The following is a 15,972-nucleotide window of genomic DNA, read 5'->3' as shown; positions in this document are numbered from 1 at the left end:
AGGCAAGCGGGCGAGTGCGGGCAACAGGTATGCTGGACGGATGCTCTATCTCGCTTCCCGTTCGCCGCGCCGACAAGAACTCCTGCAACGCCTGGATGTGCCGTTCCAGACGCTGCAACTGGATGTGCCCGAGCTGCGCGCAGCCGACGAATCGCCCGACCAGTACGTGCAGCGCGTTGCGTTGGAGAAGGCGCATGCCGGGCTGGCGCTGGTACAGGCCGCCGACCCCGACGCCATCGTGCTGGGCTCCGATACCGAGGTGGTGCTGGGCGAGCGGGTGTTCGGCAAACCGGTCGATGTGGACGATGCCGTTGCCATGCTGCGCGCGTTGTCCGGTCGCACCCACCAGGTGCTCACGGCGGTGGTTCTAGTCTGCGCACAGCGCGCGCCGGCCCAGGCATTGGTGGTGTCGGAGGTTACCTTCGACACGCTCGATGATGCGCAGATCGCCGCCTACGCCGCCTGCGGCGAGCCGATGGGCAAGGCTGGCGCCTACGCGATCCAGGGCCGCGCCGAACGCTTCATCCGCCATCTGTCCGGAAGCTATTCCGGCGTGATGGGATTGCCGCTGTACCACACCTCGCAGTTGCTCACAGCCTTCGGAGCGCATTGATGTCGGAAGAGATTTTGGTCAACGTCACCCCGCGCGAGACCCGTGTGGCGGTGATCGAGAACGGCATGCTGCAGGAACTGCACATCGAGCGCGGCTGGCGCCGGGGCGTGGTGGGCAATATCTACAAGGGCAAGGTGCAGCGGGTGATGCCGGGCATGCAGGCTGCCTTCGTCGAAGTGGGGCTGGAGCGTGCCGCGTTCCTGCACGCCAACGACGTGGTCCGTCTGGCACCGGCACCAGCCAGCGTGGTCGATACCGAAGAAACCCCGATCCCGCCGCCGCCGCCGGCCTCGGTGCCGATCGTGGAGCTGCTGCGCGACGGCCAGGAGATCGTGGTGCAGGTGGTCAAGGATCCGATCGGCACCAAGGGTGCGCGGTTGACCACGCAGATCAGCATCCCTTCGCGCTATCTGGTGCTGCTGCCGCAGTCCAAGGTGGTTGGGGTGTCGGCGCGCATCGAAGACGAAGCCGAGCGGCTGCGCCTGAAGACCATCGTCAGCGAGGTCTCGGCCCAGCATGGCGGCTTCGGCTACATCATCCGCACCAATGCCGAAGGCCAGCCGGCCGAGGCGCTGGCCGAGGACATCGCCTACCTGTCGCGGGTCTGGAACGTGGTCGAGCGCCGCGGCCGCGAAGCGCCGCCGTGCAGCATCATCTACGAAGACCTGAGCCTGCCGCTGCGCGCGGTGCGCGACCTGATCCGCCGCGACGTGGAAAAGGTCAAGGTCGATTCCAACGAGACCTTCGTGCAATTGCAGGCGTTCGTGGCCAAGTACATGCCGGTGCTGGCCGAGCGGCTGGAGCTGTACACCGGCGACCGCCCGATCTTCGACCTGTACGGGGTCGAAGACGAGATCGGGCGCGCGCTGAACAAGCAGGTGCCGCTCAAATCCGGCGGCTATCTGGTGATCGACCAGACCGAGGCGATGACCACCATCGACGTCAATACCGGCTCGTTCGTCGGTCAGCGCAACCTCGAAGAAACCGTCTTCCGCACCAACCTGGAAGCCGCGCAGGCGGTGGCGCGGCAACTGCGCCTGCGCAACCTGGGCGGCATCATCATCATCGACTTCATCGACATGGACGATGCGGAGCACCGCCGGCAGGTGCTGCGCACCCTGGAAAAAGCGCTGGCGCGCGATCATGCCAAGACCACGGTGTATGAGTTCTCGCCGTTGGGCCTGGTGGAGATGACCCGCAAGCGCACCGTCGAAAGCCTGGAGCGCCAGCTCTCGGAAACCTGCGGCCAGTGCGGCGGGCGCGGCACCATCAAGACCGCCGAAACGGTGACCTACGAAATTTTCCGCGAGATCACCCGCGCCGTGCGCCAGTTCGATGCCGCGCGCCTGTTGGTGATCGCCTCGTCGAAAGTGGTCGCCCGCATCACCGAGGAAGAGTCCGCCGCCGTGGCCGAACTGGAAGAGTTCCTCGGCAAGAGCATCCGCTTCCAGTCCGACGACCAGTACCTGCAGGAGCAGTTCGATGTGGTGCTGCTGTGAGTCCGGGAATGGGGAATCGGGATTGGGGATTTGTAAAAGCCGGCCCCGTCATGATGTGCGGCCAGCAGGAGCGTTGACGTTACCGTGCTTGGACACGCTGTAACCAATCCCGAATGCCCAATGCCCAATCCCCGCTCCTGATGCCCACCCCGCTGCGCCGCCGTCTTCGTCTGTTTCGCCGCTATGCGATCACTGCCTGCGCGCTTGCGCTGGTGGCGGTCGCGTTGTTGGTGGGCGCGGCCAGCCAGGCGCTGCCGTTGGCCGAGGAACACCCGCAGCAGATTGCGCAGTGGCTGAGTCAGCGTGCCGGTCAGCCGATTGCGTTCGACCGGCTGCAGACCGAATGGACCCGGCGCGGTCCGCTGCTGCGGCTGGATGGGCTGCGTATCGGTCCGCACGGCGAGGTGCGCGTCGGCCAGGCCGAGGTGCTGTTGGCGATGTACGCCGGGTTGCTGCCGGGCCATTCGCTGACCGAAATACGGCTGCGCGGCCTGGCGCTGACCTTGCAGCGCAGCGACGACGGTGTGTGGTCGGTCCAGGGCATGCCCGGCGGCGGAAACTCCGATCCGTTGGATGCGCTGCGCCGGCTGGGCGAGATCCAGCTGGCCGAAGCCCGACTGCACGTGGCCGCGCCCTCGATCGGCCTGGACACCACGCTGCCGCGCATCGACCTGCGCCTGCGCGTCAGCGGCTCGACGGTGAAGGTGGGCAGCCGTAGCTGGATCGATCTCAAGCGCGCGCCGCTGACGGCGGTGCTGGAATTCGATCGCGACAGCGGCGACGGCAGCGCTTATGTGCAAGCCGATCCGGCCGACCTGTCCGCATGGGCGTCGTTGCTGCAGTTCGGCGGAATGCGCGTGGAGGGCGGTGGTGGGCGCTTGCAGGCCTGGGCGCAATTGCGCGCACGCCGGATCGCTGCAGTGAGCGTGGATGTCGACCTGCAGCAGCTCCGCCTGTCCGGGGCCGCGCTGCCGGACGAGACCGCGCGGCGCACGCTCACCTGGGAACGGCTGCAGGCGCGTGCGCGCTGGCAGACCATCGATGGCGGCTGGCGCGTGGACGCGCCGCTGCTGCGCCTGGGCCCGGCAGCGCAACTGCAGCACCTGGACGGGCTGAGCATTGCCGGCGGGCGCCGCTATGCGGTGGTGGGCAAGCATGTGGATGTCTCGGGCCTGATCGCAGCTGCCGCCTTGAGCGAGCAGTTGTCGCCCGCTTTGCGGCGTTGGCTGAGCCTGTCCAAACCGCAGCTGCGCGTGGCCGACCTGCAGGTCGCCGGCGAGCCAGGCGGCGCGCTGCGCGCGCGGGGCCAGATCGAAGCGTTGGGATTTCTGCCGGTGGGCAATGCGCCCGGCATCAGTGGCCTGCGCGGCACCCTCGATGGCGATGCGCAGGGCGTCGAGCTGGACCCCGCGCCCGACGCCACGCTGCGTTTCGATTGGCCGACCGGCTTCGGCGTGGTGCACGAGATCCAGCTGGCCGGCAAGATCGTCGGTTGGCGCGAAGGCGCGGGCTGGCAGGTCGCCACTCCGGCGTTGCGCGTGCAGGGCAAGGATTACGGCGCCAACGTGCGTGGCGGGCTGTGGTTCCAGGGCGATGGCAGCCGCCCGCGCATGCAGCTGGCGGCCCAACTGGACGATGTGGCGCTGCCGGTGGCGCGCAAGTTCTGGATCCGCTCCAAGATGAGCGAGGCCGCCATCGACTGGCTCGACATGGCCGTGGCCGGCGGCACCGTCACCGGCGGCACTGGCCTGGTCAGCGGCGATCTGGACGATTGGCCGTTCGACAACAACGACGGGCGCTTCGAAGCGTTCGGGCAGATCCGCGATGGCGTGATCCGCTTCCAGCCGGACTGGCCGGCGATGGAGCAGGTCCAGGCCAACCTGAGCTTCATCGGCAACGGCTTCTCGCTGCAGGGGCAGGGTGATCTGGCCGGTACCCCGGTCGCGCAGCTGGAAGCGGGTATTCCCAGCTTTGCCACCTCCGAACTGTACGTGCGCGCCGCCACGCAGGCCGATGCGGCGCAACTGCTCGGCATGTTGCGCAAGAGTCCGCTGGAGCGGCGCTATGGCGACACCTTGCGCAATCTCACCGTGTCCGGGCCGGCCGCGGTGACCTTCGACCTGCTGCGCCCCTTGCGGACGCACGGTGCCGGCGGCCATCTGCAGGGCACGGTGGCCCTGCAGGGCGCCAAGCTGGCCGACGCGCGTTGGGACCTGGCCTTCGACCAGGTCAGCGGGCAGGCCGAGTATCGCGACACCGGCTTTGCCGCCGAGCGGCTGAGCGTGCAGCACGAAGGCCGCAGCGGCGAATTGTCGTTGCGCGCCGGCGGGTTGGTGCAGGACCCCAGGCAAGCTTTCGAAGCACGTCTGGGCGCCACCCTGGATGCCAGGGAACTGTTCGACCGTGCACCCCAGATGGAATGGCTGCGCCCGTACGTGCATGGCAGTGCGCCCTGGCAGGTGGGCGTGGATGTGCCGCTGCCGCCGCCGGGGCAGACCGATGCGAATGCGGTGCTGACGCTGCGCTCCAATCTGGTCGGCACCACGCTGGATCTGCCCGCGCCGTTGGACAAGGCAGCCAGCGAGCCATTGGACACCCGGGTCAGGGTCGCGCTGCCGCTGGGCGATGGCGACATCGATGTGGGGTTCGGCAAGCTGGTGGCGCTCAAGGCCAGCAGCCATGGCGCGCAGACCGGCGTGCGTGTGGTGATGGGCACCGATACCGTCACCGAACGGCCACCCGCCAACGGGCTGGTGGTCACCGGCCGCGCCGCCTCGCTGGATGCGATCGACTGGATCAGCCTGGCGCGCGGCAGCAGCGGCGACGCCGACATGCCACCGTTGCCCGGCCAGCCGGCCGTGCCCACCAAAGACCCGATGCCGTTGCAGCAGGTGGATGTGCAGGCAGACCGGTTGCTGATGATCGGTGGGGTGTTCCCGCAGACGCGTCTGCGGCTGCGCCCCACCCGCGACACGGTGGCGGTGACGCTGGACGGCCCCTCGCTGGCCGGCCAGCTCACCGTTCCCAATGCCGACGGCGCAACGGTGCAGGGCACGTTGAAGACCGTGCACTGGCAGCCGGTGGAGGCGCCTGCCGAGCCGGCCGCGCCAGAGCCCGGCGACCCATTGGCAGGCGCGTTGCCGGAGCCCGCGCGTCGTGCCGTGGCCGAATTCGACCCGGTGTCGATCCCGCCGCTGGCGCTGGATATCGACGATCTGCAGATCGGCAAGATGACCTTCGGTGCGGCCACCCTGCGCAGTAGCCGGCTCACCGATGGCATGCAGGTGGATCAGCTGCAACTGCGCTCGGACGATCAGAACATCGGCCTCACCGGGGCCTGGCGCGGCAAGGGCGAGGCGGCCAGCACGCGGTTGTCGGCGCGCGTGGACAGCCGCAACCTGGGCAATCTGCTGCAGAACCTCACCCTGGGCGGCCAATTGCGCGGCGGCGAAGGGCAACTGGAGCTCAATGCCGGCTGGCAGGGCTCACCAACCGGTTTCGCGCTCGGCTCGCTGGACGGCAACCTCAAGGTCGATGTGCGCAATGGCCAATTGCTGGAAGTGGACCCGGGCGCCGGCCGCGTGCTCGGTCTGCTGAGCGTGGCGCAGCTGCCACGCCGGTTGATGTTCGACTTCCGCGATTTCTTCTCCAAGGGGCTGGCCTTCAACAAGCTGGCCGGCGAGGTGCGCTTCGGCGAGGGCTTCGCGCGGACCGATGCCATCCGCATCGAAGGCCCGGCTGCCGACATCGCGATCCGAGGCCAGACCGACCTGCGCGCGCAGACCTTCGACCAGACCGTGGACGTGAACCCCAAGGCCGGCAACCTGCTGACCGTGGTCGGCGCAGTGGCCGGCGGCCCGGTGGGGGCCGCCGTCGGCGCAGCGGCCAACGCGGTGCTCGGCAAACCGCTGGGTGCGATCGGTGCCAAGACCTATCACGTCACCGGGCCATGGAAAGACCCGCAGGTGGACGTGGTGGAGCGCGAGGCGCGCGAGCGGGCGCCGAGCAAACCGGCCGCCCCCTCCGGCAGGTCCGGCAAGGCAGATCCGACGCAGCGCTGACGGACTCCGTCGGCCTCACTCTGCGGGCGCGTCCTCGCTGCCGGCACGGGTAAACATCGGCAGGCGCAGTCGCGACCGATGTCCCGGCACTGGCGGCTGCCCAGGTGCGGCCACACCAAGAAAATAGCCACGCTGCCATTTTTCGCGTGCCGCCGCCGATTGCGCATCGGGCAGGTCCTCGAGAAAGCGCGTGCGGCTGGATGTCCAGTCGGCGTGTTGCTGCGCCAGCTGCGGCGCTTCGGAAAGCGGCTTCCACTGCGGCTGCACCTGCTCGATCAACTGCCGCTGCAGCGGGAACAGATGACAGAACGGTTCGCCCGCCTCGAAGCGCACCCGCCCGGGCCGGGTGAAGCGCCAGTTCATGGTGAAGGTGTGCGGGCTCCAGTCGGTTTCCACCATGCCGCTCAGCGCGCCGATGCCGTCCTTGGGCCGGTTCAATGGACCGGTGACGAACAGGTCGATGCCGGTGTCGGTGCGGAACAGGCACGGTACGTGGAAGGTCAGCACGCCATAGCCGAAGTGGCTGATCGCCGGTGCCTGCGTGTTGGCATCGGCGCTGATGCTGATCGCCGCCAGTGCGTCGCTGCCGTCCCAACTGGCCTCGAAACCGGACTGGCACAGCAGCTCCCAGCCATGCGCATTGGCGATCGCCAGCGGCAGGCAGCGGTAGGCGTAGCGCTGGTCGGTGGCATCCATCCACGCGCGCTCGTGCGGGGCAGGGCGGATGTCCAGCGTATGGCCATCCAGGACGTAGGCGATGAGCTTCATGCGCGGGCGATCGGTGAAGAACTGGCCAGCGATGATAGCCGCGCGCATGTTCAGCCGAACGACTTGTCTCCCCGGCGCGCGGGCCCCATCCTGACCACATGACCGATAACGCTCTCACTCTGGCCGAAACCCGGCTGCTGCTTCCTTCCGGCCTGGACGCCGGCCATCTCGACCGCACCTTCGGCGCCCTGCTGGGCCCGGGCATCGACTTCGGCGATCTGTATTTCCAGCATTCGCGGCGCGAGAGCTGGAGCGTAGAAGACGGCATCGTCAAGGACGGCGCGCATTCCATCGAACAAGGCGTGGGCGTGCGCGCAATCGCCGGCGAAAAAACCGGCTTCGCCTATTCCGACGACATCCACCGCGATGCGCTGCTGGAAGCGGCACAGTCCGCGCGCGCGATCTCGCGCGAGGGCGGGGCGCAATCCACCCGCGCGCTGGTACGCGGCAATGGCCGTGCGCTGTACCCGGCCACCGATCCCATCGACGACATGGACAGCGCCACCAAGGTGGACCTGCTGCGCCGAATCGACCAGTTCCTGCGCGCTGCCGACCCGCGCGTCAAGCAGGTGATGGTGAGCCTGTCCGGCGGCGTGGACACGGTGCTGATCGCCCGCAGCGACGGCGTGCTGGCAGCAGACGTGCGGCCGCTGGTGCGCTTGAACGTGCAGGTGATCGTCGAACAGGGCGGCCGGCGCGAATCCGGTTATTCCGGCGGCGGCGGCCGCTATGGCTATGCCGAACTGTTCGCCGACGGCCGCCCGGAAGGGTTTGCGCGCGAAGCGCTGCGCCAGGCGCTGGTGAATCTGGACGCGATCCCGGCGCCGGCTGGGGTGATGCCGGTGGTGCTCGGTCCGGGCTGGCCCGGCGTGCTGTTGCACGAGGCGGTGGGGCATGGCCTGGAAGGCGACTTCAACCGCAAGGGCACCAGCGTCTACGCCGGCCGCATCGGCGAGCGCGTGGCCTCGCCGGGCGTGACCATTGTCGATGACGGCACCCTGGACGGGCGCCGCGGCTCGCTCAATATCGACGACGAAGGCACGCCCAGCCAGTGCACCACGCTGATCGAAGACGGCGTGCTGGTGGGCTATATGCAGGACAGCCACAACGCGCGCCTGATGGGCGTGGCGCCCACCGGCAACGGCCGCCGCGAATCGTTCGCGCACCTGACCATGCCGCGCATGACCAACACCTACATGCGCGCCGGCCAGCACGATCCGGAAGAGATGATCCGCTCGGTCAAGAAGGGCATCTACGCGGTGAACTTCGGTGGCGGCCAGGTCGACATCACCAGCGGCAAATACGTATTTTCGGCCACCGAGGCCTACCTGATCGAAGATGGCAAGGTCACCGCACCGGTCAAGGGCGCCACCCTGATCGGCAACGGCCCGGAAACCATGCAGAAGGTGCGCATGATCGGCACCGACCTGGCGCTGGACGAAGGCGTGGGCGTGTGCGGCAAGGACGGGCAGAGCGTGCCGGTCGGCGTCGGCCAGCCGTCGCTGCTGATCGACGGCATCACGGTTGGCGGAACGCAGGCCTGAGATGCGGGGAATCGGGATTGGGCAATGGGGAATCGCAACGGCGGGAGCGGGGTATCGCGTGTCTGAGCCTTGTGCTGCGTCGGGCTTGATACCGGGAATCGGGATCAGGGCAGCGGGAAGCGCAGCCGGACAGAGGCATAGCGTCCTAGGTGCTCAGGTGTCGCCTATCCAGGTTGCTGATGTTGGACGCATGCTGCCGCGGTGGACTGCGGCAGAGGCGCTGGTTGAGCAACTCCGCGCTTCCGGCCGCCAAGTCCTATTCGTCGTCTCCCGGATCCTGGTCGTCTTCCAATCCCGGATCACCACCCTCCAATCCCTGCTCCTGAGACAGCTCCCGCAGCACCTGGAACAGCTCGCGGTAGGCGCGCGGCGGCTTGTTCTTGGCACGTTCGTGGATCGCGTTGCGCACCAGTTGACGCAGTTGCTGGCGGTCGGCGGCCGGGTAGGCTTCCAGCAGTTCGGCCAGCGCCACGTCGCCTTCGGCCAGCAGGCGTTCGCGCCAGCGTTCGACCCGGTGGACCGCCGCCACTTCGCGGCGCGCGGTATCGCTGTTGGCGTCCAGCGCATCGCGGATCGCGGCCAGGGTCTGCTCGTCCTCGCGGCGCATGTGCTTGGCCAGAAACGCCAGCTGCCGCTTGTGCGCAATATGCGAGGTGATGCGCTTGCTCTCTTCGATATGCGGGATCAGCGATTCGGGCACCGGCAACTTGGCCAGCTGCGCCGGGGTCAGCGCCACCAGCTTTTCGCCCAGGTCGAAAATCTCCAGCGCCTCGCGCCGCTGCTGGCTGCGGCTGGCGCCACGAAATTCACCGGTCTCTTCATCGCGTCCGCGCATTGCCACCACATCCCGAAACTTGGTTGATAAACATCTGCGGCCTCGAACGGCCGGGCGTCGGCGGAACAACTCCGCACCGAATTCAAACATTCCGGTCATGGATGGCCGGGCTTTCGCGGACGGATCCGCGTTTCCAAGGATAAAGCATTGAACGCACTCTCCTCCGAAATCCGCGTCACCGACGACAGCCTGCAGCGCCTGGATGCGCTCACCGACATCTCCCAGCGCCTGCTCGAGCGCGCGCGCGCCGCCGGCGCCACGCAGGCCGAAGTCAGCTGCAGCGAAGAGCGCGGCCTGGACGTCAATGTGCGGCTGGGCGATGTGGAGACGGTCGAATCCACGCGCGATCGTGGCATTGCGGTCACGGTCTACTTCGGCAAGCGCAAGGGCAGTGCCAGCACTGCCGACCTGCAGGATTCCAGCCTGGAATCCACCGTGGCGCAGGCCTGCGCGATCGCCCGCTTCACCGAAGACGACGTGGCTGCCGGCCTGGCCGACCCGGAGTTGATGGCGCGCGAGTTCCCCGAGCTGGACAGCTGGCATCCGTGGGCGCTGGACGCCGATACCGCCGTGGATCTGGCGCTGGCCTGCGAAACCGCCGGCCGCGACGCCGACGCGCGCATCAGCAACTCCGACGGCGCCTCGGCCAGCACCGGGCTCAGCCTGTCGGTGTACGCCAATTCGCATGGTTTCATCGGCCGCGAGCGCGGTACCCATCATTCGATCAGCTGCGCGCTGATCGCCGGGCAGGGCGACGGCATGCAGCGCGATGGCTGGTACAGCAGTGCACTGGCACGCGAGGACCTGGAAGCGCCCGACGCCATCGGCCGCCATGCCGCCGCGCGTACCGTGGCGCGCTTGCAGCCGCGTTCGCTGCCCACCGGTCAGTTGCCGGTGCTGTTCGCTCCGGAAGTGGCGCGCTCGCTGGTCGGCCACCTGCTCGGCGCGGTGTCCGGCGGCGCGCTGTATCGCCGTGCCAGCTTCCTGCTCGACAGCGTCGGCAGCACGTTGTTCCCGGACTGGTTCAACATCGAAGAGCTGCCGCACCTGCGCCGCGGTTTGCGCTCGGCCGCCTTCGACGGCGAAGGCGTGGCGACGCGGCGTTCGGCGCTGATCAGCGACGGTGTGCTGCAGCGCTATGTGCTGGGCAGCTATTCGGCGCGCAAGCTGGGCCTGCAGACCACCGCCAACGCCGGTGGCGTCCACAACCTGCAGGTCACCGCCAATGCGGGCGATCTGGCGTCGATGATTGCCGGCATGTCGCGCGGCCTGCTGGTCACCGAACTGATGGGCAACGGCGTCAATCCCGTCACCGGCGACTATTCGCGCGGGGCCGGCGGCTTCTGGATCGAAAACGGCGTGATTGCCTACCCGGTCGATGGCCTGACCATCGCCGGCAATCTGCGCGACATGTTCGCCGGCATCGAAGCGGTGGGCAGCGATGTCGACCCGCGCTCGCACGTCAAGATCGGCTCGGTGCTGATCAACCGCATGACGGTGGCAGGCGACAGCTGAGCGGCACCGCTGTGTCGGCTTCGCCGGTTTCCGGGCGGCTTGTCGTGTAGGCGCACGCCTCACGAGCCGCCGCTCGCACCTGACGATGCATCTGCGTAACGCCGAAGCGGGCAGGTCACGGTCACCGCCGCTGTCTCCGATGCGATATGCGCAATGGGGTATGGATCTTGCGGCGGCGCGCGCGACGTGCGAGCGCTACCTACGCACCTTGCGACGCGCGTGAATAAGCCCTCTGCGTCTTGTGGGCGGCACCCGCTCGCACTAAGGCAGGGTGGTCTTTTTCGCCATGGCGCGGCCGATTGCAGCCATGGCCGGGCCGCGCACCCATGTCTTTCCGCACTGGTGGCTGGCTGAATCGTTGCTATAGTCCGCCGCACCACAACCATGCACGGGGAGACATGATGAGCGAATTCGAATCGCACGCCGCACCGCCACCGCCACCGGTCAGCACCAGTCCGTCGGAGGAGCGTACGCTCGCGCTGGCCGCGCATCTGCTCGGCATCGTGACCTCGTTCGTCGGTGCGTTGGTGATCTGGTTGATCAGCAAGGACGCCAGCCCGTCCAAGCCGTTCGCGACCGATCAAGCCAAGGAAGCGCTGAATTTCCAGATCACCGTGCTCATTGCCACCGTGGCAGCGATCATTCTGACCATTGTCTCGTTCGGCATCCTGTTCTTCTTGCCGACGCTGGTGTGGATTGCCAACCTGGTGCTGTGCATCCTGGCCGCTGTCAAGGCCAACAACGGCGAGCATTACCGTTACCCGTTCGCGCTGCGCCTGATCAAGTAACCGGCGCGGTGGAAGCGACAAAGGCCCGGCAGCGATGCCGGGCCTTTGTCGTATCAGGCGATGGAGCGATCAGTTCTGCGCCGGGGTGTTTTCGGCGAAATACTCATGGCTGTCGGCGTTGGTGATGGCCTGCGCCGGGTTGCTGATCGCCAGGCTGCGCGCGCCGGACTGGCCATAGACGCGATCCTGGGTGCCGGCAACGACCGTGAAGTGACTCATCTCGTGTACCAGCGTGCCGGCCTTGGAGTCGGTGCCGGTGGTCGATGCACTCCAGAACGCATTGCAGACATAGATTTCGTAAGGTGCATTGGCGTAGACGTACGCGAAGGCACTGTCGGTGCAACCGCAATTGATGGTGATCTGGCCGTTGTTCTGGTCCAGCGCATTGTCGATGTTGACGAAGTTCGAGCTGACCCGGCTGTAGCGCGAGGCGTTATAGGCACCAAACCAGGTGGTGTAGCGCGCGCCGGTGCTGCCGGCATTGAGGTAGTTGCGCGCGTTCTGCGAGTAGTTGCGCGCGGCAGTGACGGCACTGGCGATCTGGCTGGTGCGGGTGGTGCTGCAGTTGAGGTAATTGATGCCGTTGACCACGGCGGTCGGGCCGACTGCGAGCTGGCGCTGTACGCCACGGTTGACGCCGTCCAGCCACACGGTGAGCGGGGTGCTGGTGGCCACGGCCGGCTCGCCGCTGGCGGCTTTCATCAGGCTGCCGTCGGAAAAGGAGGCGTACTGCAGCGCCGAGCGCACCTGGATGGTGTAGTTGCCGCTGGTGGACAGATCGTAGGCGCCGGCCAGATCGACCTCGCCCTTCACGCTCTGGCCTGGCTGCAGGATGGTGAAATCGGCGGCCTTGGGCAGGCCGCGCTTGACCAGGCGCCCGGTGTAGTCCACCGGCTTGCCGTCGCGGCTCACTTCCAGAATGCCGTTATCCAGCGACTTCAGCGGCAGCTGGTACGTCGGCACGCGTGCGGTCTGGCTGCCGTTATTGGTGACGGTGACGGCGATCTTGCCCTGATGACGCCCAGCCTGGTCGGCCACTGGCGACAGTTCGATGGTCAACGGAACCGGGCCGCGCACGGACTGCGCCTGGGCCGATCCGAGGACGCCAACAACGGCCAGCGTGCCTGCTGCAAACGATGCGAGAAAAACGTTCTTCACCAGTGACTCTCCGTGTGATCGGGGGATGTCCGCGGATGCGGGCAAGCCAAACCTAGGCAGGACGAGCGGACGCGACAAGTATTCAATTGCGAATATTTTTGTTCGTAGCGAACTTATGAACGCCGCTGAAATAGCACGGATGTCGACAATTCAGCTTTAAAATGTGCGATCGGTCATGTGCTGCAACTCCGAATGTGTCAACGCATGACACAAACGCAGCCAAGAAAAGTTGCAATGTGTGACCCAGTTCGCCGCTTGCACGCCCCCGATGCAGACGTTGACCGTGCGCTGGCGCACGGAGTGCGCAAATCGTGTCCGGCGCGTCCGCTTTATGTCGCAAATCGTCCAGATGTGGCTGCGCGAGCCACCGGCGCGCCATTGCGGCACGCGGGAAACTTCAGATCGATTCGGGCATCGGCCGTTCCTGCTCGCTGCGGTGTAGCGGCGTTGGCAACTGCGCCTAGTGCGCGCGGTTCACCGCAAACCGGCCCAAGGTGGCCAACGTCTCGCCTGGTTGCCCATAGGGCTGCAGGACGTCGTGCATGCGCGCGGCCAGCTCGGCCAGCTTCGCCTTGGCGCCATCCATCCCCAGCAGGGCGGGGTAGGTGGATTTGGCTTGCGCCGCGTCCTTGCCGGCGGTCTTGCCCAGCTGCGCCGAGCTCGATTCCACATCCAGGATGTCGTCGCGCACCTGGAAGGCCAGGCCCAAGGCGTCGGCAAATTCGTCCAGACGCTGCTGGTCGGCCGCCGCGGCACCTCCGGTGAGTGCGCCCATCCGGACCGCCGCACGGATCAACGCGCCGGTCTTGAGCGCATGCATACGTTGCAGATCCTGCAGCGACTGCAGTTGCCCGGTCGCATCGATATCCAGCGCCTGGCCGCCGCACATGCCGGCCGCGCCCGCAGCAGTGGCCAGGCTCTGCATCCAGCTGACGCGCAGTTCGGCGCTGGCAGAGGCAGTGGCGAGTAATTCGAACGCGCGCGTCTGCAAGGCGTCGCCGGCCAGAATCGCGGTGGCCTCATCGAAGGCGATATGCACGGTGGGCTGGCCGCGCCGCAGCGCGTCGTCGTCCATCGCCGGCAAGTCGTCGTGCACCAGCGAATAGGCGTGAATCAGCTCTACCGCCACCGCGGGCGTGTCGAGCTGATCCTCAGCAGCGCCGAACAAAGCGCCGCTTGCGTAGACCAGCAGCGGACGCATGCGCTTGCCCCCGCCCAGCACGGCATGGCGCATCGCTGCATGCAGGCGCTGCGGTGCATGCGTGGCGCGCGGCAGGCCGGCCTCCAGGCTGCGTTCGGTGCGGGCGATCCAGTGGTCGAACAGCGCCGAGCTCACCTCAGCCGTCCAGCGACGGCGGTTCGAAGGCTTCGGCAAGCTCGGGGCGGGCGGGGTCGGTCAACAAGCGCACGCGCAGTTCGGCCTGTTCCAGCGCCTGCTGGCAATCACGGTACAACCCGATGCCGCGCTCGTAGGCCGTGAGCGATTGCTCCAGGCTCAGATCGCCGACTTCCATCTTCTGCACCAGTTGCTCGAGTTCTTCCAGCGACTGTTCGAAGCGGGCAACCGGGGACGTTTCGTTCAAAGACTTCTTGGCCATCGCTAAAGTGTGCGGCGCGCGCGCAGGCGGGTCAATTCGCGTCGGCAGCTGCGCGCCATTGCAGCGCGGCGGCATTGGTCTGCAACCATGCGTCCAAGGTGGCGGAAATGATGCAGTCGCCGGCGGCGAGCACCTGCGTGCCGTCCCACAGGATTGGCAGGCGCCCGCGCTCCCACGGCGGTAGATCCAGCGCCTGCAGCAGGTGTTTGAGTTGGTGCGAGTGCGTGCGCTGCGGCAGCACGATGCGCTCGCCGCCCTGGCGTGCGCGCACCAGCAGCGGTTGCGCAAAGCGCAGCCCGGGTGCGCCGAGCAACCGCAACTGCGCACCGTCGGGCAGGTGCAGGGGCGCTGCGCCGTCCCACTGCGCGTGCCAGTCCGACGGCCAGGCCGCAGCGTGGCGATGCAGAAACAGGTACTGGCGCCAGCGGCGTACTTCTACCTGTTGCCAGGCAAAGCAGGCCTGCCGATCTGCAGCGTGATTGTCGATTTCCCGTTCCAGTGCGGCCACGCCTTGCGCAGGCAGCGGCGGCGCGTGCGCCGCACTCACCCAGGCGCGCAACAGCCGTGCCCTTCGTTCCACGGGGTGCGCGCGCAATGCCTGCAGATCCAGCGCGCCGCTTGCGGTCCGCACACTCGGCAACAACGCCATGTCCTGCTGCAGCAGTAATGCGCTGGCATCGGCGCTCAGTTGCGCACTGCGCGCCAACGCGTCGGGTGCTTGCGGCCAGCGTTGCTGCAGCAACGGCACGACCTGGCTGCGCAGAAAATTGCGGTCATGGCGTAGGTCGGCATTGCTGGGGTCTTCGATCCAGCGCACGCCTTGCGCATGCGCGTAGGCGAGCAGATCGGCGCGGGCGTGCGCCAGCATCGGGCGCCACAGCGTGCCGCTGGCGAATGGGCGCTGCGGCCGCATCGCCGCCAGGCCTTCGGGGCCGGACGCACGCAGCGCACGCAGCAGGAAGGTTTCCGCCTGGTCGTCGCGATGGTGCGCCAGCGCCAGCCATTCGCCAGCAGTGAGCGCCTGCGCGAACGCCGCATGGCGCGCGTGGCGTGCTGCCGCTTCCAACCCAAGACCGCTGTCGCGTGCCACCTGCACCCGCACGATCTGCAACGGCACCTGCAGCGTGTCGCAGGTGCGTTGGCAATGCGCGGCCCAGGCATCGGCATCGGCATGCAGCCCATGATGCACATGCAGCGCGCGAAATCCTGCGTGCCGATAGCGTGGCGTCGCCGCCAGCAGATGCAGCAGCACGCTGGAATCCATCCCGCCGCTATAGGCCAGCAGCACCGGGCCGGGCGGGGTGGCTGGCAACAGGAGCGGGGTGCCGGTCAGCATAGGCGCAATCTCGCAGCGGCTCCTGCGCGCTCGGCGAGCAGATGCCATCCCTGCTGCGTGATTGCGTGTCGGCCGCCTGCCCGGGGTGTTCTCTGCCTGGGACCCATCGACGATTCCGTCGTTCCCGGCGCCCCGTAGCGCGAACAACCGTGCGCAGCTGCAGTCTGGGCTGCAACGTGCTGCCGTGCGCGGTCACCGCATCGTTCCGCTACGGCCCATCCGAGCACCACACCAACGGCTGGGGACTGCGGCTGTTC

The 15,972-nt window shown here is 67.5% G+C and carries 12 protein-coding genes; 6 read left to right on the top strand and 6 right to left on the bottom strand.

The features are described 5' to 3' along the window. Window positions 1–40: 40 nt before the first annotated feature. From J7396_RS07005 to J7396_RS06995, 3 genes are all read left to right on the top strand, one after another. Window positions 41–613 carry a Maf-like protein gene (locus J7396_RS07005; RefSeq protein WP_011347998.1) on the top strand — a complete coding sequence of 191 codons (573 nt, stop codon included), beginning with the start codon at window positions 41–43 and terminating at the stop codon, window positions 611–613. Next, on the top strand, window positions 613–2,112 hold the full coding sequence (gene rng, locus J7396_RS07000) for a ribonuclease G (RefSeq protein WP_011347997.1): 1,500 nt from the start codon (window positions 613–615) through the stop codon (window positions 2,110–2,112). The genes J7396_RS07005 and rng overlap by 1 nt, the downstream gene beginning before the upstream one ends. A 140-nt stretch (window positions 2,113–2,252) precedes the next feature. Continuing rightward, the gene (locus tag J7396_RS06995; protein ID WP_209261218.1) at window positions 2,253–6,173 is read left to right on the top strand and encodes a YhdP family protein; all 3,921 of its coding nucleotides are present in this window, start codon (window positions 2,253–2,255) and stop codon (window positions 6,171–6,173) included. 15 nt (window positions 6,174–6,188) lie between these two features. Here the strand turns inward: J7396_RS06995 and J7396_RS06990 are convergent, their stop codons facing one another. Next, a complete protein-coding gene (locus tag J7396_RS06990; RefSeq protein WP_209261217.1) occupies window positions 6,189–6,941 on the bottom strand; it encodes a DUF6065 family protein in 753 nt (250 codons plus the stop codon). Between the two features lie 98 nt (window positions 6,942–7,039). Between J7396_RS06990 and tldD the strand changes: the two genes are divergently transcribed. Further along, on the top strand, window positions 7,040–8,485 hold the full coding sequence (tldD, locus tag J7396_RS06985; protein WP_209261216.1) for a metalloprotease TldD: 1,446 nt from the start codon (window positions 7,040–7,042) through the stop codon (window positions 8,483–8,485). A 256-nt stretch (window positions 8,486–8,741) separates the two neighbouring features. Here the strand turns inward: tldD and yjgA are convergent, their stop codons facing one another. Beyond that, a complete protein-coding gene (gene yjgA, locus J7396_RS06980; RefSeq protein ID WP_209261215.1) occupies window positions 8,742–9,320 on the bottom strand; it encodes a ribosome biogenesis factor YjgA in 579 nt (192 codons plus the stop codon). Window positions 9,321–9,467: 147 nt separating this feature from the next. Between yjgA and pmbA the strand changes: the two genes are divergently transcribed. Both pmbA and J7396_RS06970 read left to right on the top strand, forming a co-directional pair. Further along, a complete protein-coding gene (gene pmbA / locus J7396_RS06975) occupies window positions 9,468–10,835 on the top strand; it encodes a metalloprotease PmbA (protein ID WP_209261214.1) in 1,368 nt (455 codons plus the stop codon). 326 nt (window positions 10,836–11,161) lie between these two features. Next, window positions 11,162–11,623 (top strand): DUF4870 domain-containing protein, encoded by a 462-nt coding sequence (locus J7396_RS06970; protein ID WP_031423388.1) that lies wholly within the window; start codon window positions 11,162–11,164, stop codon window positions 11,621–11,623. Window positions 11,624–11,692: 69 nt separating this feature from the next. Here J7396_RS06970 and J7396_RS06965 read toward each other — a convergent pair whose 3' ends face one another. The 4 genes from J7396_RS06965 to tilS form a co-directional block, all read right to left on the bottom strand. Further along, window positions 11,693–12,781, bottom strand: a complete 1,089-nt coding sequence (locus J7396_RS06965; protein ID WP_011347989.1) for a M35 family metallo-endopeptidase — start codon at window positions 12,779–12,781, stop codon at window positions 11,693–11,695. Between the two features lie 460 nt (window positions 12,782–13,241). Then, complete coding sequence (locus tag J7396_RS06960) at window positions 13,242–14,117, bottom strand: polyprenyl synthetase family protein (RefSeq protein ID WP_014090564.1); 876 nt, start codon at window positions 14,115–14,117, stop codon at window positions 13,242–13,244. Between the two features lies 1 nt (window position 14,118). Then, window positions 14,119–14,379, bottom strand: coding sequence for an exodeoxyribonuclease VII small subunit (locus tag J7396_RS06955; RefSeq protein WP_003486852.1), 261 nt, complete (start codon window positions 14,377–14,379; stop codon window positions 14,119–14,121). Window positions 14,380–14,410: 31 nt separating this feature from the next. Beyond that, window positions 14,411–15,715 (bottom strand): tRNA lysidine(34) synthetase TilS, encoded by a 1,305-nt coding sequence (gene tilS, locus J7396_RS06950; RefSeq protein ID WP_209261213.1) that lies wholly within the window; start codon window positions 15,713–15,715, stop codon window positions 14,411–14,413. Window positions 15,716–15,972: the final 257 nt, after the last annotated feature.

The organism is Xanthomonas sp. A1809 (genome assembly GCF_017746015.1).
GTDB lineage: Bacteria > Pseudomonadota > Gammaproteobacteria > Xanthomonadales > Xanthomonadaceae > Xanthomonas > Xanthomonas euvesicatoria.
Note: the sequence above shows the minus strand (reverse complement) of the source record. Positions and strands in the feature narration are given on the sequence as shown.